Source organism: Shewanella sp. UCD-FRSSP16_17, assembly GCF_001675935.1.
Classification (GTDB): domain Bacteria; phylum Pseudomonadota; class Gammaproteobacteria; order Enterobacterales; family Shewanellaceae; genus Shewanella; species Shewanella japonica.
The window spans coordinates 252,640-272,126 of the sequence record NZ_LZFV01000001.1 but is presented as its reverse complement, the minus strand read 5'-3'; the positions used below and the strand labels follow the sequence as shown (position 1 = coordinate 272,126).

The 19,487-nt window shown below is 40.1% G+C and carries 15 protein-coding genes; 5 read left to right on the top strand and 10 right to left on the bottom strand.

All coding sequences use genetic code 11. The features are described 5' to 3' along the window. Window positions 1-47: 47 nt before the first annotated feature. From A9267_RS01180 to A9267_RS01165, 4 genes are all read right to left on the bottom strand, one after another. Window positions 48-476: a PliI family lysozyme inhibitor of I-type lysozyme gene (locus A9267_RS01180; RefSeq protein ID WP_231919024.1), complete on the bottom strand. Its 429-nt coding sequence runs from the start codon at window positions 474-476 to the stop codon at window positions 48-50. Between the two features lie 160 nt (window positions 477-636). Further along, entirely contained in the window at window positions 637-1,827 is a 1,191-nt protein-coding gene (locus A9267_RS01175) for a class I SAM-dependent rRNA methyltransferase (RefSeq protein ID WP_065107949.1), read from the bottom strand. Window positions 1,828-2,149: 322 nt separating this feature from the next. Beyond that, a complete protein-coding gene (locus A9267_RS01170; protein ID WP_055023226.1) occupies window positions 2,150-2,575 on the bottom strand; it encodes a DUF2057 family protein in 426 nt (141 codons plus the stop codon). Window positions 2,576-3,285: 710 nt separating this feature from the next. Then, entirely contained in the window at window positions 3,286-4,218 is a 933-nt protein-coding gene (locus A9267_RS01165; protein ID WP_065107948.1) for a LysR family transcriptional regulator, read from the bottom strand. A gap of 152 nt (window positions 4,219-4,370) precedes the next feature. Here A9267_RS01165 and A9267_RS01160 point away from each other — a divergent pair, with 152 nt between their 5' ends. From A9267_RS01160 to A9267_RS01140, 5 genes are all read left to right on the top strand, one after another. After that, a complete protein-coding gene (locus A9267_RS01160; RefSeq protein WP_065107947.1) occupies window positions 4,371-5,075 on the top strand; it encodes a type 1 glutamine amidotransferase domain-containing protein in 705 nt (234 codons plus the stop codon). Window positions 5,076-5,139: 64 nt separating this feature from the next. Then, window positions 5,140-6,297 carry an iron-containing alcohol dehydrogenase gene (locus A9267_RS01155; protein WP_065107946.1) on the top strand — a complete coding sequence of 386 codons (1,158 nt, stop codon included), beginning with the start codon at window positions 5,140-5,142 and terminating at the stop codon, window positions 6,295-6,297. Window positions 6,298-6,543: 246 nt separating this feature from the next. Further along, entirely contained in the window at window positions 6,544-7,206 is a 663-nt protein-coding gene (locus tag A9267_RS01150) for a TetR family transcriptional regulator (protein WP_065107945.1), read from the top strand. After that, complete coding sequence (locus A9267_RS01145) at window positions 7,203-8,543, top strand: efflux RND transporter periplasmic adaptor subunit (RefSeq protein ID WP_065107944.1); 1,341 nt, start codon at window positions 7,203-7,205, stop codon at window positions 8,541-8,543. The genes A9267_RS01150 and A9267_RS01145 overlap by 4 nt, the downstream gene beginning before the upstream one ends. After that, window positions 8,540-11,647 (top strand): efflux RND transporter permease subunit, encoded by a 3,108-nt coding sequence (locus A9267_RS01140; RefSeq protein ID WP_065107943.1) that lies wholly within the window; start codon window positions 8,540-8,542, stop codon window positions 11,645-11,647. The genes A9267_RS01145 and A9267_RS01140 overlap by 4 nt, the downstream gene beginning before the upstream one ends. Before the next feature lie 122 nt (window positions 11,648-11,769). Here A9267_RS01140 and A9267_RS01135 read toward each other — a convergent pair whose 3' ends face one another. The 6 genes from A9267_RS01135 to A9267_RS01110 form a co-directional block, all read right to left on the bottom strand. Next, window positions 11,770-12,180, bottom strand: a complete 411-nt coding sequence (locus A9267_RS01135; protein WP_065107942.1) for a MarR family winged helix-turn-helix transcriptional regulator — start codon at window positions 12,178-12,180, stop codon at window positions 11,770-11,772. 154 nt (window positions 12,181-12,334) lie between these two features. Beyond that, entirely contained in the window at window positions 12,335-12,793 is a 459-nt protein-coding gene (locus A9267_RS01130) for a DUF1285 domain-containing protein (protein WP_065107941.1), read from the bottom strand. Next, a complete protein-coding gene (gene ydiJ / locus A9267_RS01125) occupies window positions 12,786-15,863 on the bottom strand; it encodes a D-2-hydroxyglutarate dehydrogenase YdiJ (protein WP_065107940.1) in 3,078 nt (1,025 codons plus the stop codon). Before ydiJ ends, A9267_RS01130 begins: the two co-directional genes overlap by 8 nt. Before the next feature lie 346 nt (window positions 15,864-16,209). After that, window positions 16,210-16,689: a cupin domain-containing protein gene (locus tag A9267_RS01120; protein WP_231919023.1), complete on the bottom strand. Its 480-nt coding sequence runs from the start codon at window positions 16,687-16,689 to the stop codon at window positions 16,210-16,212. A 428-nt stretch (window positions 16,690-17,117) separates the two neighbouring features. Continuing rightward, window positions 17,118-18,275, bottom strand: a complete 1,158-nt coding sequence (galK, locus tag A9267_RS01115) for a galactokinase (protein ID WP_065107939.1) — start codon at window positions 18,273-18,275, stop codon at window positions 17,118-17,120. Between the two features lie 99 nt (window positions 18,276-18,374). Further along, window positions 18,375-19,409 carry a UDP-glucose--hexose-1-phosphate uridylyltransferase gene (locus tag A9267_RS01110; RefSeq protein ID WP_231919022.1) on the bottom strand — a complete coding sequence of 345 codons (1,035 nt, stop codon included), beginning with the start codon at window positions 19,407-19,409 and terminating at the stop codon, window positions 18,375-18,377. Window positions 19,410-19,487: the final 78 nt, after the last annotated feature.

The following is a 19,487-nucleotide window of genomic DNA, read 5'->3' as shown; positions in this document are numbered from 1 at the left end:
CTGCTATATGCAGCCTTAGCGTAGCCATTATATTGTTTTACTGTTTTTTAGTCGCATAAACTGACAGCGTTTTCTGCAATACACACCAACTGGCTTGTTTGATAGTTTCCACTTCCAGCGGTTACCGTAGTAATAGTAAGTTGTTGGCCATCACTATTATCTTTAAGGACTTCTACCGATAAAATTGTGCCATCTCTAGGAATAATTATCCCATCAGCAAAATCACCTACATCCAAGTTTTTATATAGCTTAATGCTTATGGTACCAATAGAACGTGGCTCGATACGGCCTTCAGCAATCACCACACTTTGCTGGTTAGAAAAAGAAAATGCTTTAACATAAGTGCCACCATTTGATGTAGTTAACTCGTGTATTTCGTGGGCGTTAACCATACTTGCGCTGCCATATAACAAAGGCGCAATCATAAAAAACGACAGCATATTGTTTACTCGAGAAGTCTTTTTCATATTTTTCATTATTAGCCCTTCCTATCCATGATACTTAAAAGTACATCAAGTTAACTATCAACAAAACCTTAGCTTAAGCATTGTTCATATTATTACAGTTCGCGAATTTTAAGCATTAAAAAGGCTGCCATATGGCAGCCTTAATCACGAGCGTCAGTGGCAATAGTCTTTAAAAGACTCTTGCAACCAAGCCTTTAAGGTAAAATCCTTCTGGAAATGCACTACCAATAGGATGATCACTTGCTTGGCTCAATCTATCAATAAATTGAACGTCACGCTTTGCATCAAGCGCCGCATCAGCAACCACTTTTTGGAATAAATCAGCGGCCATTAACCCTGAACAAGAGAACGTTAGTAATGTTCCACCAGGATTTAATAACTGCATCGCAATCATATTGATGTCTTTGTAACCACGGCAAGCACCATTCAGTTGTGCTTTATTGTCAGCAAACTTAGGTGGATCTAGCACAATGACGTCAAAGGTTTTACCTTCATCACGATACTGGCGCAGTAACTTAAAGACATCAGCTTCATGATAATTAACGTGATCATCATTAAAGCCGTTTATTTCCATATTTAATCGCGCGGTATCTAACGCAAGTTTAGAGACATCGACATTTTCAATGCTCGCTGCGCCGCCTTTTGCAGCATACAAACCGAAGGTACCTGTATAGCAAAAGCAATTAAGCACTGACTTATTTTTTACGAAGCGTGCTGCAATAGCGCGGTTATCACGTTGATCTAAATAAAAACCCGTTTTATGCCCTTTTGTCACATCAACAGAAATTTTTATACCATTTTCTTCAATTACCACTGGCATTACTGGTAATTCACCGTGCAATAAACCGGTGACAGGCTTTAAACCTTCTTTCTTACGAGAGTCGACATCAGAACGCTCGTAAATGGCACAATCAGGATAGAGTTCTGCTAATACCTCAACTAAAGTATCACGCCAGTAATCAGCCCCTGTGCTCAGTAATTGACAGACTAAAACATTCGCGTACTTATCAATGGTAATACCCGGTAAGCCATCTGATTCCGCAGCAATAAGACGATAGCCGGTAAGGCCTTGTTCTTCAATTAATGCATCACGCCCCAATTGAGCACGCTGAATACGACGAACAAAAAAGTCTTTATCGATTTGCTCTTCTTTATCAAACGTCCACACACGCACTTGAATTTGTGATTCAGGAGACCAAGCACCACGGCCTAACCAATGACCATCATGAGCGACAACATCAACGGTTTCACCTGCTTGTGGTTTACCTTTTATGTTATGTATACCACTTGCAAATACCCAAGGGTGCTTACGTTCAAGTGATTTTTCACGCTTAGGTCTAAGCTTGATTCTGATTGCCATGATGGTGCCTTTTTAAAATTGGGATAAGGATAATAAGGATCCTGTATAGGGAACGCAAGTTAGAATCTAAAAATTATAGCTTGAAATTGAATGTCATACACTCGAGGTAACTCATCGAGAATCAGTAACATTAATTTGAAGTTAACTAAAAATCCAAATCAAATGGTTATTTTAACGTGGTGGGTAATTAAATATAAAAATGCTACTCATAATTGAGTAGCATTCTAAAGAAATATTTCACGAGTTAACTATCTCAAACAGTGAAATAATTAAGGATGATATGTAAATAACCTTATAAGCATTATTTTATTAAAATCAATGGCTATTGTTTTAATAATAGTAAAGTAAATAACTGTGATTGACTCAATAATGTAATATCTTGAGGCTCGCCATCAACTGACAAAGATAGTACTGGATTTTGTAAAAAGTCTTTTGCATCATCAGCTGAGTACAACTCAGGTAAATCTAAATGATACTGCTCATTACCTTCGACATTTAGCTTAAGATAAAGTGGTTCAGACTTAACCCAATGCCCTGAGTCATCGGCGTTATCTTGAAACAGATCGCTATAGCTCACTTCAATTAATTGCTCGCCAGGGATAAGATCCACTTCACGCTGAAATTCGATAACAACACCATTCACACTATCAACATCTAAATCATCATGAAACGTAATGCTTGATGACTGAGCCGTAAAACTGGTTAGCATAAAACTAAAAGCGGTCAAAATCATTATTTTGGTATTCATATTTCACTCCAATTAATATCTTCTTATCCCACTTGGCACAAAACACTGCACCGGTTAAATAAAGAGACCTTAAAATGAAAATTAAAATTTCATTTTTTAGAATTATTTTTTAAATCTATAAAATATGAGGAAAAAGATATTATAAAAACCATCTATCTATATGAGTAAAAATCAAAAAATATTTTTTTATTTTTTTAAAATTTAATTCTAATCCAGTATTCTTTGATTTAATGCAAAGAAATCAACAAGCATTAACACTAAAGTTATCTAGGTAACAAATATTCAAGATTGATATAGGTAAGTTGTTGATGTTAAGTAATCACACGACAGCAGGTTCACGTGTAGCAGGTTCGAAATCAGATGAGTAAGTCATACAAAAAAAGAATAACTTGCATTCATTGTGACGCAGAAATTGTGGATTTTTCATCCATGTGTCATTGCAAAAAACGTCATATCATGTTTTCCAAACTGACTATTACCGTACTGGGCACATTGAGTGTACTCATGGCTATTTCCACAAGCCTTTTTTGGCTTGATGTAATTTACCATCCTTTTAGCTTTCCTGAGCACAATTCAATCACTTATGTATTAGCTGCAGGTTGTTTTTTGGTTAGTTGGTACTGCTGTCTTAGATGGTGTAAAGACACAATTAAAACGGCCAAAAGATCGTCTTAAACTGACAGTGAAGTCTGCTTTACAAAACGTTTCATCTACTGATTAAAATGTGTTTTAGATAAGCTCATTTGACTAATCTGTTTATCAAAATACACCTTTAAAAAATCGAGTAATAATCGCAATTTTTTTGAGTCAGCCGCCCCAGGCGGGAATACACCATAAATATTAATATCGGATAAATGGTAATCATCGAGCACGGTTTCAAGGGTTCCTTGCTTAACCTTAGGCCAAGCATCATAAGTCGGCACCCTTCCTATACCATGTCCTCCTTCAATAAAGGCTGTTCGTGCTGAAGCATTATTTGTGGTTATCGAGCCTTTCATTTCAATACTGAACGAGCGAGCACCTTTCTTCAGCTCCAACACTTTTTTAAGAGGTTTATAGATAACCCAATCATGTGAGCTAAGATCAGCCGGCGAACTCGGACGACCGTTACGCTCAAAGTAATCTGGAGAACCGCACAAACAAGTCGTTAATACACAGAGTTTTGTAGCTTGTAAACTTGAATCAACTAATGGCGCACCTCTAATCGCTAAATCAAACCCTTGATTTATGATATTGACAATTTCATCAGTCAACATGACATCAAGTTCAATTTTGGGGTACATCACTTTAAATTCATTCAAGGCTGGCACTATGGTTTCAAGCCCAGCATTAACCGGACAAGTAATACGAATTAGCCCTACGGGTTCACTTTTCATATTTTCAATTTGTCGATTCGCATTAAAAGCTTGCTCAGCAATCACTTTACATGACTGATAATAGGCTTTGCCCTCTTCGGTTAGGCTGATGCTTCTTGTTGAACGGTTAAGTAACTTTACTGATAAATGCGCTTCAAGCTTTTTTAAATGGTAGCTCACCACAGCACGAGATAAGCCGATGTGCTTTGCCGCGCCACTCAAGCTACCTTGCTCCACTACTTGTGAAAAAACCACCATGCTCTTTAACTGTTCAAACGATACGTTCACTTAACAATACTCCGCTTAAAACCTTCCGGCCATTGTATCAATTAATTAAACAATGAAGTCAAAAATATCTGCATTGTACGAATCTAAATGTATTTCTATACTGTGTAGCATTATTCAGAGCCTCATTACACAAACTTGTTTAAGGGAATATCATGACTCAAGCAACACAAACCACCAAAAAAGTATTAATGGTGCTAACTTCACATGACAAGTTAGGCAATACAGGTGAAAAAACCGGATTTTGGATTGAAGAGTTTGCAGCACCTTATTATGTATTTGCCGATGCTGGCTATGAAGTTGTTTTAGCCTCTCCTCTTGGTGGACAGCCGCCTATTGATCCCAAAAGTGAATTAGCTGATTTTCAAACAGAGGACACTCACCGTTTTGACAACGACGAGCAGCTTAAATCATTGCTGGCTAACACTCGTGTATTATCTAGCATACATCCAGCAAAGTTTGATGGCGTATTTTATCCGGGCGGACATGGGCCATTATGGGATTTAGCTGACAATGCAGATTCAATCTCACTGATTAACCAATTTGTGGTTCAAAATAAACCTATCGCAGCAGTTTGCCACGCCACAGCAGTGTTATTAAATGTCAAAGACCAAAACGGTAAGCATATTGTCGCTGATAAAGCCGTAACAGGCTTCACGAACTCAGAAGAAGACGCTGTCCAATTAACGGATATTGTGCCATTTTTATTAGAAGATGAACTTATCGCCCGTGGCGCTGATTACCAAAAAGCGGCAGATTGGCATGCTTTCTCCGTACAAGATGGCTTACTCATTACAGGTCAAAATCCTGCTAGCTCATCATTAACAGCACAAAAGTTGATTAGCCAGCTCAATGCATAACAGTCAATTAGTCTTGATCCCCACTGTGTAACACAGTGCATCACTTTATTATCAGGAACGACACATGTTAAATTTTTCTTTTCAAAACAATACAAAAATTTTATTTGGTGAAAACCAAATCAGCGCAATCAGCCAAGAAATCCCAACAGATGCCAAAGTATTAATGGTTTATGGTGGCGGGTCGATTAAGTCAAATGGCGTATACCAACAAGTCACCGAAGCACTTAAAGACCATACTTGGTTTGAGTTCTCTGGTGTTGAGCCTAACCCGCAATACGATACATTAATGAAAGCGCAAGCCATCATTGAAGCGGAAAATATTGATTACCTCCTAGCAGTAGGCGGTGGTTCAGTTGTTGATGGCGTTAAATTTATAGCCGCTGCAGCAAAATTTGAAGGCCAAGATCCTTGGGATATCGTTGCAAAAGGGGCCAGTGTTAAACAAGCACTGCCAATCGGTGCAGTCTTAACACTGCCAGCGACAGGTTCAGAGTCTAATGGTGGCTCCGTTATTACTCGTGATGGTAATAAACTGCCATTTGGTAGCCCATTAGTCAGACCATTATTTGCAGTACTCGATCCTTCTGTGACGCTATCACTGTCAGATCGACAAATTAGTAATGGGGTTATTGATGCTTACATTCATATTATGGAGCAATACTTAACTTACAGCGTCAACGGTAAAGTACAAGACAGATTCAGTGAAGGTTTACTGCAAACCTTAATTGAAGAAGGCCCTAAAGCTCTGGCTGCCGAGACAAAACAAGATCTTGAAGTCAGAGCTAATATCATGTGGTCAGCCACCATGGCACTAAATGGCTTAATTGGTGCCGGCGTACCACAAGATTGGTCGACTCACATGATTGGTCATGAATTAACAGCCAGCCACGGTATTGATCATGCACGTACTTTATCAATTGTGTTACCTGCGGTAATGAAAGTGCGCCGTGAACAAAAACATGACAAGCTAGTTCAATATGCTGAACGTGTATTTGGCATCACTACAGGCACTGATGAGCAAAAAATTGATCAAGCGATTCTTGCAACAGAAGCGTTCTTTAAACGAATGCAAGTGCCAATTCGTTTAGGAGATATTGATTTAGGTACAGATCAAGTCGATGTCATGGTTAATGCCCTTGAAAAACACGGTATGACAAAACTAGGTGAACATGGTGATATTGATTTAACTGTCAGCCGAGAAATACTAACAACAGCGTTATAAATGATTTAACTTAATTGAACACAGATTTTTACTCTGTTGTGACTAAAAGCTAGCATCTTGCTAGCTTTTGTTTTTTATACTGTTTTAATATTTTGGTCACCACTACAAGAAGTGTGATCTAGTGTTGAATTTTTCAATTAATTCATCAAATGTGGAATATTGATGAATTTAAATAGTAAACGAAAGACTCAGGTTGGCTTACTATATTCTACACTTGAAGAATTATTCATACATTAGTGCTTACCGATGCCCATTCTTAAAAAAACTGCTGGTAGACCGTTAACTCAGGTCGATAATCGCAATGCATTAATCGAAGCTGCTCGCGTACTCTTTGTTGAAAGTGATTACGACAAAGTATCTGTACGTGCGATTGCACAGCAAGCGAATGTTGACGCCAGTCTGATCCGTTATTATTTCCAATCCAAATTGGGCTTATTCAGTGAAATGCTAAAAGAAACATTAGCACCACTGACGCAAAAAATATCTCAAACTAACAAAGCAATGATCCACAACTCACCAGAAGAAATACTTAGCACTTATTACAGTATGATGAGTCAAAACCCAGATTTTCCGAAGCTCATTTATCGCACTGCAAGTTTGCCTGACTCACCGCAAAATCGTGAGCTACAAGCAAGGCTATTAACCTTAATGCCATCACCTAAATTCGCCATCATAGACAAAATTAAAGATGCCGATATTTTAAAAGCGGATGTTGATGTAATGTGCGCCAAAATGAGTTTTATTAGCTTACTGATTTTCCCTTTTTTGATGCCTGAGCTATTTAAAAAAGCCGTTGGTATCGAAACCTCACCTGAATTTATGCAAAAGCTTGCGAAGCACAATGCATCACTTTTACGTCATGGGCTTTTTGCCGATGACAACCAACCAAGCCAGGACTGCAAAAAATGACCAGCTTAAAAAGACGTTATGTTTTCCCGGGGATTGCTGCCGGATTTATTATTTTATTTATCGCTATTGCAATGCGCTCATCGCCTGAACTGGAAGCAGGTCATGACAAATCTCGTTTAGTTGAAGTCATTAATCTCGACAAACAACAAAGTATGCCAGTGATTAAAGCGTATGGCAGAGTCGCGCCAAAGCACAGTTGGCAAGGTATTGCTGAGGTTGGTGGTAAGATTATTTATCGTCACCCAGAACTTGAAACTGGCCGCTTAATTAAAGCTGGCACCTTAGTATTGGCTATTGATCCACTCGAATACGAACTTAAATTGGCGCAAGCTGAAGCTAATGTGAATGCCGCAGAGGCGCAGTTAATTCAGTTAAACCAAAAAGAAGTTAACCTTGAAACCAGTTTGCAAATTGAAAAGCAAAAGCTCACGTTAGTGGATCAAGAGTACCAGCGTAAACAAGCGCTAAATGTTAAAAATCTTATATCTAAGTCAGAACTCGAAACCCAAAAGCAAGCATTACTTGCCCAGCGTAACCTAGTTCAAGACTTAAACAGCAGCTTGAGTTTACTGCCCGATGATAGAAAAGTGACCCAAGCTCAAGTCAAAGTTAATCAAGCCTTACTGAATGATGCACAGCGACAACTCAATAATACCCGCTTTACCCTGCCCTTTGACGCCCGTATTGCTGAGGTGAACATAGAGCGAGCTCAAGCGGTGACGAATGGTTCGGTGTTATTTGAAGCTCACCAGCTCGGCGCTGTAGAAATCAAAGCCGAGCTCTCTTTGCAAGATGCTGAAACACTGATTAGCAGCATCTCTGGGATCCCACGTGATCCAGCATCATTGCCATCAATCGAAAAAGTCAACTTTGATGCTTATGTTAAAATCAACATGGGACAAAATCATCACCAGTGGCAAGCAAAACTCACTCGTATAGCCGATACCATTAATCCGGATCAGGCAACCATAGGCTTTTACCTTGAAGTTGAACAAGACTTTAAGGATATGGATCTGGTAAAACGCCCACCATTAACCAATGGCATGTTTGTTACAGCTTATATCCATGGCTACCCGTCAGAGCAATTTGTTATTCCTGAAAAAGCCCTCCACGGCGACCAAATCTATGTCATGGATCTTGAAGAAAAACTACAGATTATTAAGGTAAAAGTGGTATATCGCACTGATAAGGGCGTCGCAATCGAAAGCCTGTCAACAACTGCACCATTAACGCAAAACATGCAAATCGTTACTAACGATCTTATTCCTGCCATTGCAGGCATGAGTTTAAAAGTGGCACAGCAAAAAAGTCAAAGTGATGAGGAGTCAAACCAGTGATTAATTTTTTCACTCGACATCCAACCATCGCAAACTTGATGATGCTGGCGTTTTTTGTTGTCGGCCTAAGTAGTATTGGCAAAATTAAGCGAGAAACATTCCCAGAGTTTAGCCCGCCTTACATTATTGCCAGTGTCGTTTATCCAGGCGCCTCTCCTGCAGAGGTTGAAGAAAGCTTATGTTTGAGAATGGAAGATGCCATTGATGGCCTAAGCGATATTGAAGAAACCAAATGTGATGCACAAGAAGGCTTTGCCTCGCTTACCGTTAAGCTCACAGGTGATGCCGATATGGGCCGTAGTTTAGTCGATATTCAGACTGAAATTAATGCCATTAAGGACTTCCCATCACAAATTGACCCACCAACCGTCAAAGAGCTTGATTGGGCAGAACCTGTCGTCGATATTGCTATTGCAGCCGATGCCAGTTTGCCTCACTTAAAGTCTTACGCTGAAGATTTAAAGCGACGATTAAAGATTGATGCAGGGGTTAATTTAGTCACAGTATCAGGCTTTTCAGATCATCAAATCCGAGTCGAGCTAAACGAGGCTGACATAAGACGTTTAGGACTTACCGTGGCAGAAGTCGCCGATAAAGTTGGCCGTCAGAACGTTCAAATGCCAGCAGGCAGCGTAGAGTTATCAGATAAAAACTTATTGATCCGTTTTGATGAGCGGCAAATTACCCCAGAAAATTTGGGTAAAATAATCGTATCATCAAACCCTGAAGGCGGTGTGGTTCGCTTACGTGATATCGCTAAAATTGAAGACTTATTTGAACTAGAAGAAGAGCACACCATATTTAATGGTAAAGCTGCAGCGGTATTAAAAGTTCAAAAAAATAAAGCTGATGATGCTTTGCGCATTAAAGAGCGAGTCACCGAGTTTGTTGCCCAAGAGCAACTCGTCGCCCCTGATGGCGTAACGCTCACGCTGACAAATGATATGTCATCATTGCTACAAGACAGATTATCCATGCTGCTTAAAAATGGCTGGCAAGGGATCATCTTAGTGTTCTTTTCAATGTGGCTGTTTTTCTCGTTACGTTATTCTTTTTGGGTGTCCGCAGGTCTGCCTGTCGCCTTCATGGGCGGGTTATTTTTAATGTGGGTGTTTGGCGTATCCATTAACATCATGAGCCTAGTCGGTTTGTTAATGGCCATTGGTATCATGATGGATGATGCCATTGTGATTGCAGAGTCAGTTGCTGCCCATGTAGAAAAAGGCTTACCCATTAATGATGCTGTCACTCAAGGAGTTAAAAAGGTCGCACCAGGGGTATTCTCATCCTTTTTAACGACAGTATTTATTTTTGGCAGTTTGTTGTGGCTCGACGGCCAAATGGGCGATGTACTATCTGTTGTACCACTCGTCTTAATTATGGTGCTCAGCGTCAGTTTGATTGAAGCTTTTTTGATTTTACCGAACCATTTAAGCCACTCATTAAAATCAAATAAACAAGAAAAACCACCACTTAAATTTAAGCGTGTCTTTTTAGAAAAATTTGAGCATTTTCGTAATAACAATTTAGTTGAAGCTGTCAGCTTCGTGGTTAAGTGGCGTTATGCAAGCCTGGGGGCAACCTTAGGTTTACTCTTTGTCTCTATTGCCCTAGTTGCCGGCGGCGCTGTGAAATTTGTTGGCTTCCCTGAACTTGATGGTGATATCGCTGAAGCGCGCATTATATTGCCGCCAGGCTCAACACTGGATCAAACCAAACAAGTGGTCGAAAAGTTAGTTGCCAGTGCGAATAAAGTGGGTGACCGTTATACCAAAGAGAATCAAGAAGACTCAAATTTGATTCGCTATATCACCGAACAATACAACATAAACGCCGATGCAGGTGAATCAGGTCCCCACGTTGCAACAGTCAGGTTAGATTTATTGTCAGCGGAGACTCGAGAAAGCTTAATCGATGACTTTATTCGAGATTGGCGTCTAGAAAGTGGAGACATTGCTGAGCCATTATCGCTCGTCTTTAAGCAACCAAGTATGGGGCCTGCTGGGCGTGATGTGGAAGTCAGACTTCAACATGATGACTTAGAATTACTCAAAATGGCCTCAGTCGATCTGCAATCTTATTTAAGCCAGTTCTCAGGTGTAAATGGTATTTTGGACGACATGCGCCCTGGCAAAGAGGAAGTGCTCGTTAAATTGCGTGACGGCGCTGAAAATTTCGGTGTCGATGGCGAGATGATCGCATCACAACTGCGCGCAGCTTACTTTGGGCAAACTGCCGATGACGTGCAAGCAGGACCCGAAAATATTGAAATTCAAGTACGCCTAAATAAACAACAAGCAGGGAATTTACAGGCATTAGCCAACTTTCCTATTATGCTTAGTGATGGGAGTCAGCTGCCACTTAATGCTGTCGCTACATTGAATTATGAACGCTCTTACGTACGTATACAGCGAATTGAAAGTCAGCGCACCGTAACCGTAATGGCTGATATTGATAATGCTAAAGCCAATGGTAGTGAGATTGTCAGTAAAGTACGTAATGAATATGCCAATGAATTACGAGAAAAATACCCAGGTTTACGAGTGGACTATGAAGGTGCGGCTAAAGAAACCGCTAAAACCGGTGCCTCCTTCATGCAAGGTTTCATCATTGGCTTATTTGGCTTGTTCGCCATTTTAAGTTTTCAATTCAGAAGTTACTTAGAACCATTTGTGGTGATGTTAGCCATCCCACTTGCCTTAATTGGGGTATTCTGGGGACACTTATTAACAGGTCACAGCCTATCAATGCCATCAATTTTAGGCTTTGTTTCATTAGCTGGTATTGTCGTCAACGACTCCATCTTATTGGTGCAATACATAAGGCACCACGTTGATATAGGTGATGACATTCAAGAAGCAGTAGTCAAAGCGAGCCGAGATAGATTTAGAGCGGTATTTTTAACATCGCTTACTACAGCTGCTGGGTTACTGCCATTACTGATGGAAACCTCATTACAGGCACAAGTCGTAAAACCGATTGTAATCTCTATTGTGTTCGGTATTTTCACCTCTACCTTATTGGTATTATTTATTATACCAAGTGCATATGCCGTATTAGCTGACTTTAACCTCGTGCATAAGCATGAAGAATTGTCAGCCTAAACAAACCATAAGCTCAAACTGACAAGAAACAAAAGGCCGTTAATGACAACATTAACGGCCTTTTAATTGGTAGTTCAATATAACTGAAACTGTAAATAGACTCCCTCTTACTCATGCTCAGGCTATGTATTTATTTTATTCAACAATTGCAATAAAGTTTGCTGTTCTTGCTCATCGAGAGCGTCCAGACACTTCTCATTGACCCACTGCGCTTCATGGATCAAGTCTTGCTCTAGCGCTTTGCCCGCGTCAGTTAAGAAAATTTGGAATGCACGGCGATTGTCTGACTCTTGGTGGCGAGTGATATAGCCTTGTACTTGTAATTGGTCTAGCAGACGCGTCATGGTGTAGTTAGCCACATCACATAGCTTTGATAGTTCAGTTTGGCTTATGCCCTCTTCTTGCCATAAAGAAAACAGCACTGGCCAAAGCTTAACGTCTAATTCATAACGTTTTAAGCGTTCATCAAGCTCATTTTGTAGCGTGATGTTGAGGTGAGAGATTTGATAATAAAGACTTTCGTACCGCTTCATAAAACCCTCCTACATGCTCAGCAATCCTTAGCTACTAGGTAAATTAACGAATCAAGCCAAGAATGCAGATTTCTGAGTTGTATTTTAGATTACCATCATATACTCAGGTTAACACCTTAAGCTAGGTAAGATACGTATAAGACCGCTATTTTAGTCAGTCTGTTACAAATTGATTAATATAGCGGTAGTAACAAGCACGCCCTAACCCTGCAATGACGCCTCTTTCTACTGGAAATTCAATAGCATCTTCTAACAATCTCACCAATGAAGGGTTGTTGATTATATGCTCAGTACCAATACTGCTAATTAGGGATAAGCTGTTATCATCATTTTCAATATAATCAACAATCACGAAAGCGTGACGTTCAACTGTCACCTGCACCTTTTCCACTGGCGTAATCAAGAAATACTTCCCATCAATACCATTGAGTACACTCGCAAATAACTTAGCAAACTTTTTCGGCAGTGGACTGCCCAAATACGTCCAGTCGCCTTGCTTATTAATATTAAATAGTGGCTCATCACTGCATAACCGTGTAGACGATTGTTGGCTTTCGTTATTATTGGGGCTTAATTGCCCCAATTTTTCGGCAATGTTAATGGGGTCAGCCATTATCTTGTTTCGCTTGAACTAACAATTGCAATAAGGCTTCAATTGGATGTTTTGGTTTGAAGCCTGCAAAACGTTTAACTTGGCTTCGACATGAATAGCCTGACACTAAAATTTGCGTTTTATCGTCAATCTTATCTAAGGTCGGCTGCCAAGACATAGCAAACAATTTAGTGGAACGACCTAAATTATCTTGTTCGTGACCGTAGGTGCCTGCCATACCGCAGCAGCCAACGTTTATCACATCGAATTCAGCCCCAAAGTGACTAAATATGGTTTTCCATTCTGCTGGCGTGGCAGGTTTTGCCGTAGATTCAGTACAATGGCTGAACCAACTAAATTTTTGCTGCGTGTTATTCAGTTTTGGTATTGAATTGATGGCATCCGTTAGCCATTCATTTGCTAATAATACTTCAAAATTTCCACGACTATTGCCTAATACTTGCTGATATTCATCTCGGTAACATAAGACTAAGGCTGGGTCTAACCCTACCATTGGCATATTAAGCGCGTACACTTGATTCAAAAAATCAGCACTGGATTGCGCTGTTTTTGCAAACTTATCTAAAAAACCTTTTATGTGGGTAGGCTTACCATTAGGTTTAAATGGCAATAATACCGGCTTTAAGCCCATTTCTTTTATTAGCTGAATAAAGCGATACACCAGATCCGCATCATAAAAGCTGTTAAAAGGATCTTGAACTACTAACACATATTGAGCACGCTCTGACTCAGGAATACCCTGTAGCGCTTCTAAATCATAGCCACGACTTTCGTGCCCATCTAAGCGTTGTTTGAGTGTCGGCACCGATAATGCTGGCGCATCGACATAACCAATCGATTTTTTAATCACCCATTGGCTGAGTTTATTTTGCGATGCAAAGTTAGTCACCTTTGGCATTGCGGCCATAATAGGTAACATATCTTCAATACCTGCGACCAAATAGTCTTTTGCTGGGCGCATGTAACGCTTGTAATAGATATTAAAAAATTGCGCTCTGAATTTAGGCACATCGACTTTAACTGGGCATTGTCCAGAGCATGCTTTACAGGCTAAACATCCTTTCAAAGACTCCATCACTTCATGGGAATAATCGTAGTCACGCTCTGCGTTATAGCTATTCTGAGCACGTTGTAAAAAACTTAATGGTTTTGACTTAGCTAGGGCATCAACATCAACACCTTCAGCTTCTAGTAAACGTAGCCATTCTCTCATTAAGCCACTGCGCCCCTTTGGCGAATGGATACGGTCACCCGTTGCTTTAAATGACGGACACATAAAAGAATAACTGCTGTAGTTAAAGCAAAGGCCATTACCATTGCAGTTCATCACATCAGGAAACGCATCACGTACTTGGATTGGGATTTGACGGTCGAATGTGCCACGTTTAACACTGTCAACGTTAAACATCATAGGGCCACTGTCTTTTGGAGCAACCAATTTACCTGGGTTTAAACGGTTTTGCGGATCGAATAAACCTTTAATTTCTTCAAGCTCACCGTACAGTTCATCGCCAAATACCGCTGGACCGTATTCTCCGCGAACACCTTTACCATGTTCACCCCACATCAAGCCGCCATATTTAAGCGTTAACTCTGCCACTTGATCTGAAATGGTTTTCAATAACTTTTCATCTGCTTCATCACACATATCTAGTGCAGGACGAACATGTAACACACCAGCATCAACATGACCAAACATGCCATATTGCAGCTTATGCCCGTCTAATAAATCACGAAACTCCATAATAAAGTCCGCTAGGTTTTCAGGCGGCACTGCGGTGTCTTCGGCAAATGCAAGTGGTTTTCGGCGTCCTTTTGTTGCACCTAGCAGACCTACTGCTTTTTTACGCATCGCATAAATTTTATTGATACTCGGTTTATCTGAAGTGATTTGATAACCCACAACACCAGCTTCTTCATTGGCAAGTTGGCTTGCCAACACAGATTCCAGTTTGCTAATACGAGCTTTGACATCCTCTTCATCACCCGCAAACTCAACCATGTTAAGCCCCTCGATGACTTTATCAGGTACAGCTTCAATCAAATGCGAAACTGAATGCCAGATGATATCTTCGCGGGCAAGGTTAAGCACTTTTGAATCGATCGTTTCAACCACTGTGGCACTCGCTGCAACCAAAGAAGGTGCATGCCGTAATGCTGACTCAAACGAATCATATTTGATATTAAGCATCATTCGCGTGTTAGGAAGCGGTGTAATATTAAGTTTAGCTTCGGCTAAGACCGCTAGCGTGCCTTCAGAGCCTGCTAATATCCGCGATAAATCAAATTGAGTCAGATCATCATTCCAGACATGGCGTAAATCATACCCCGTTAAAAAACGATTTAACGCAGGGAATTGCTTAACAATCAAGTCTCGCTTTTCATGACAACGACTCGCTATATGACTGACAATATGTTGAGCAAAGGAGTTTTGATTAACTTGTTGGTGTAAATCACCTTGTTTACCCAGTGCAATATCACCTTGCATTGGTGAAGTTGCCAGTACACTGCCATCTACCAGCACGCTGGTTAGTCCTAATACATGATCTGAGGTTTTACCATAGACAAGAGAACCCGCACCAGAAGCATCAGTATTAATCATCCCGCCAACAGTGGCACGGTTAGAGGTTGATAAGTCAGGACTAAAAAAGTATCCATGTGGCCGCAGTGCATCGTTCAATGCATCTTTAACGACACCGGCTTGTACTCTGACCCAACCTTCTTCAGCGTTGACTTCAAGCACTTGATTCATATGCCTTGAAACATCAAGAATAAAGCCATGAGTTAAAGACTGACCGTTAGTACCTGTACCACCGCCACGGGCACTAAAAGTGACTTGCTTATATTGAGGATCTGAAGCCAGTGTTAACACCAGTTCAACATCAGTTTGATTTAGCGGATAAATTACAGCTTGAGGTAAAAACTGGTAAACAGAATTATCGGTCGCTTGGATTAGCCTTGCGCTGTAACGTTTATCTATTTCACCTGCAAACGAAGAGGCTTCAAGCGCTTCTAAAAAGCGTAAATAGATAGGTTCTAATGTTTGATGATGAGATAGCAGCGGCAGCATAGTCGACTTCTGTTATAGTAATTTTGTCATCATTATAAACAAAAAAATAACAGCTAAGTAGTTGAGTTAGTAAAATTCATTAAATTTTGATATCGATTGAATATTCTACAAAATCATGGCTGCATATTTCATCAATTGATAAATATCTGTCTCATCCTAATGAATATGATGACTTATCATTGAGCATCATTGGCACAATTGTAATGTCTGTAATTAATTGGTAGACAATAATTGGCAAAAATTAATTGGCCAAATTGATAACCGAGCCTAACAATAAACGACCTGTTAATTCCTACAGAGTGAGTTGATATCGGTTTTAGAGAAATGTTCAAGATTTAAATAGCGCTTATTTCTGCTTGATTGTTAACGGTTTACCTTCTATTCCTGCATAAAAAACAATTATCTCGACTGGTTCTACTCCTGAGTTAGTACCGTAATGCCATTTATCAACGACTTCAGCTATTGCATCACCCGCTTTCATAACGAGTTGTTTACCGGCTTTTGTCGTTACAGTTAAATGTCCTTTCGTTAATATGCCAGCATTAATGACCGGATGCTGGTGATATGGCAAGGTCGCACCGGGGGCAATGGTTATTTTTAAAATAGTGACTTCTGGTTGACCTGTTGGGTAACTAGGTAGTGTACGACCATCCCAACTTTTGGTTGTTTTAAGGAGTTGCTCAACTGCAATATCATCGGTTGGCTCTATGGCGACAGCTGTGCTCAAAAAACTAGAAACGAAAGTCAGGCTTAGGCCTAAAAACATGACTGAACGTAAAGCGCTTGCTAGGCACGGTATCTTCTTAGCTGTAAAGTGGTAAATCATGTTATTTCCTTATAGTCGATGATTTTAAATCAGTGATGAATATTAATGCAGAGTCAAAATCTGTTTTATACAAATCTATCTGAAGCACTAATTTGAGATGCTAAATCCAACGTATTTAATCAGAAGTACTTAATCCAACGTATTTAATCAGAAATACTTAATCCAAAGTACTTAATCAGAAGCGCTAACTAGCAATAGCTGGATTGCCATCTGTTTTTATCAGATTCTTATTATATACAGCTTATATGCCAAGCTTATGAAAAACCTGTGAAAAGATATCAATAAAAAAACACCTATCGAGTCATCATGCAAACTAGATAGGTGATAAAGTGTGTTGATCAGAATACTAAATTACATCTGTCGTATAACACAATAGACGGTATTACAGACGATATGGCTTATTAAGAAAAAATAACAATAAATAACACTTACTCATCTACCGCAGTCGCTCCCTCTTCCGCACTGCATATGAAGATACTTGGAGCCAGGCCTGTTTGCTGCTCGTATTGTGCATTAACCGCTTTAATCACTTGCTCAACCATCTCATCAGGTACGAGTGAAACCACACAACCTCCAAAGCCTCCACCGGTCATTCTTACTCCACCAGCCTCTCCTATCTCAGCTTTAATGATCTCCACTAAAATATCGATTTCCGATACCGTTATTTCAAAATCATCTCGCATAGATGCATGCGATTCTGCCATAAGTCGTTGTAATGTTTTGATGTCATTATTTCTCATTGCCTCAGCAGCATCTATGGTACGTTGATTTTCGGTGATAATATGCCTTGCTCGCTTAGCAATAACTGATGAAAGTTCACTTTGTTGATCATTAAATCTTGCGATATCAACATCACGCAGTGCCTGAACATTAAAATAAGCTGCTGCATCTTCACATTGCTGCCTGCGAGTATTGTACTCACTGTCGACTAAACCACGTTTTTTATTGGAGTTTACAATTAATACGCTGAAACCAGCAGGCAGTTTTACTGGCTGAGTTTTTAATGAGCGGCAATCAATTAATAACGCATGGCCTTTTTTGGCCTGCGCCGAAATAAGCTGATCCATAATGCCGCAATTACACCCAACAAACTTATTCTCAGCTTCTTGGCCATTTAGGGCGATTTCTTGTTGCGATATAGCTAAGTGATATAAGGTTTTAAAGGTTTGACCTATCACCACTTCTAATGCCGCAGATGAGCTTAACCCCGCGCCTTGTGGGACATTTCCACTAATAACGATATCGGCGCCATTAAAATGATAACCACGTAATAATAAGTGCTTTACCACGCCACGAATGTAATTAGCCCAATCATGCTCTGCATGAGTTATTTCTTCACTTACACTAAACTCATCAACAGCTAAGCCATAATCTAACGAAATAACTCGTACGACATTGTCATCACGACGACTTGCAGCTACTGCTGCGTTGTAATTAATGGCGCATGGCAACACAAAACCATCATTATAATCAGTGTGCTCGCCAATTAAGTTGACTCTGCCTGGCGCCGTAACGACATGACTAGAGGCATAACCAAATTGCGCTTCGAAAGCGTGTTTTACATTCTTTATCAATTGCTCACTCATTATTCAATCCGTTATCTGTATTATCTCTTTAAATAAAGCGCTTCGATGCGCCAGCTACTGGCTATATTTCGTAGTCTTTATACTTGCCCAAATGGCCGCTTATTCTGATTTATAATGCACATCACTTTGCTGACGAAGCATTGTGGTAGCTTGTTCTGGGGTGAGATCCCGTWGAGATTCGGCCATCATTTCATATCCCACCATAAACTTTCGTACACTGGCAGAACGTAAAAGTGGTGGTAAAAAGCTGGCATGTAATGTCCATTCAGGGTGGTTTTTGCCATCAAATGGCGCACCATGCCACCCCATTGAATACGGGAAAGAACAATTAAAAAGGTTGTCGTATTTAATGGTAATTTTTTTAATAATATCGGCGAGTGTCGACTGTTGTGCACAGCTGAGTTCTGTCATGCGAGTTACACTAAAACGCGGTAAGACTAATGTTTCAAATGGCCAAGCCGCCCAATAAGGCACCACAACGACCCAATCTTCATTAGCCACTACAATGCGTTCTGCATTGTCCAGTTCTCTGCCAACGTAGTCATTTAAAAGGCTTGATTGATGGGCCTCATAATACGAAGACAATGCCAATTGTTTTTTTTGCACTAACGTTGGTAAATGATTTTGCGCCCAAACTTGGCCATGTGGATGAGGATTTGAGCAGCCCATAACCGCCCCTTTATTCTCAAATACTTGTACCCACTGATACTGCTCGCTTAATTCTCGAGTTTGCTCTTGCCAACAGGCCACGACTTTTGTGATGGCAGCAACAGATAACTGCGGCAAGCTTTTACTGTGATCAGGCGAAAAACAAATAACACGACTTTCACCTTGCTCTGTTTCCATTTTAAATAAAGGATCGTTTTCACTGTGTTTAGGGGTGTCTGGTTTTAATGCAGCAAAATCATTTTGAAATACAAAAGTATCTTGATACTCAGGATTCACTTCTCCATTAATTCGCGTATTACCCGAGCACAAAAAGCAAGACTCGTCATAACTAGGCTTAACGTCATTATCAATGCTTTCAACTTGGCCTTGCCAAGGCCGCTTTGCTCGATGTGGTGAAACAAGTATCCACTCATTTATCAATGGATTAAATCGGCGATGAGGATGCTCAGTAGGATCAAACGTCATGATGCTTTCCATTTCAATTTTATAAACAATAATGCTAATAACTCGATGTCACACGTGCTGTTTAAAAACAATACAATA

Excerpts from the sequence above, each read along its gene's own strand:
- A9267_RS01180 (WP_231919024.1), bottom strand. The coding sequence starts at position 476 with ATGAAAAATATGAAAAAGACTTCTCGAGTAAACAATATGCTGTCGTTT.
- A9267_RS01175 (WP_065107949.1), bottom strand. The coding sequence starts at position 1,827 with ATGGCAATCAGAATCAAGCTTAGACCTAAGCGTGAAAAATCACTTGAA.
- A9267_RS01170 (WP_055023226.1), bottom strand. The coding sequence starts at position 2,575 with ATGAATACCAAAATAATGATTTTGACCGCTTTTAGTTTTATGCTAACC.
- A9267_RS01160 (WP_065107947.1), top strand. The coding sequence starts at position 4,371 with ATGACTCAAGCAACACAAACCACCAAAAAAGTATTAATGGTGCTAACT.
- A9267_RS01155 (WP_065107946.1), top strand. The coding sequence starts at position 5,140 with ATGTTAAATTTTTCTTTTCAAAACAATACAAAAATTTTATTTGGTGAA.
- A9267_RS01150 (WP_065107945.1), top strand. The coding sequence starts at position 6,544 with ATGCCCATTCTTAAAAAAACTGCTGGTAGACCGTTAACTCAGGTCGAT.
- A9267_RS01145 (WP_065107944.1), top strand. The coding sequence starts at position 7,203 with ATGACCAGCTTAAAAAGACGTTATGTTTTCCCGGGGATTGCTGCCGGA.
- A9267_RS01135 (WP_065107942.1), bottom strand. The coding sequence starts at position 12,180 with ATGAAGCGGTACGAAAGTCTTTATTATCAAATCTCTCACCTCAACATC.
- A9267_RS01130 (WP_065107941.1), bottom strand. The coding sequence starts at position 12,793 with ATGGCTGACCCCATTAACATTGCCGAAAAATTGGGGCAATTAAGCCCC.
- ydiJ (WP_065107940.1), bottom strand. The coding sequence starts at position 15,863 with ATGCTGCCGCTGCTATCTCATCATCAAACATTAGAACCTATCTATTTA.
- A9267_RS01120 (WP_231919023.1), bottom strand. The coding sequence starts at position 16,689 with ATGATTTACCACTTTACAGCTAAGAAGATACCGTGCCTAGCAAGCGCT.
- galK (WP_065107939.1), bottom strand. The coding sequence starts at position 18,275 with ATGAGTGAGCAATTGATAAAGAATGTAAAACACGCTTTCGAAGCGCAA.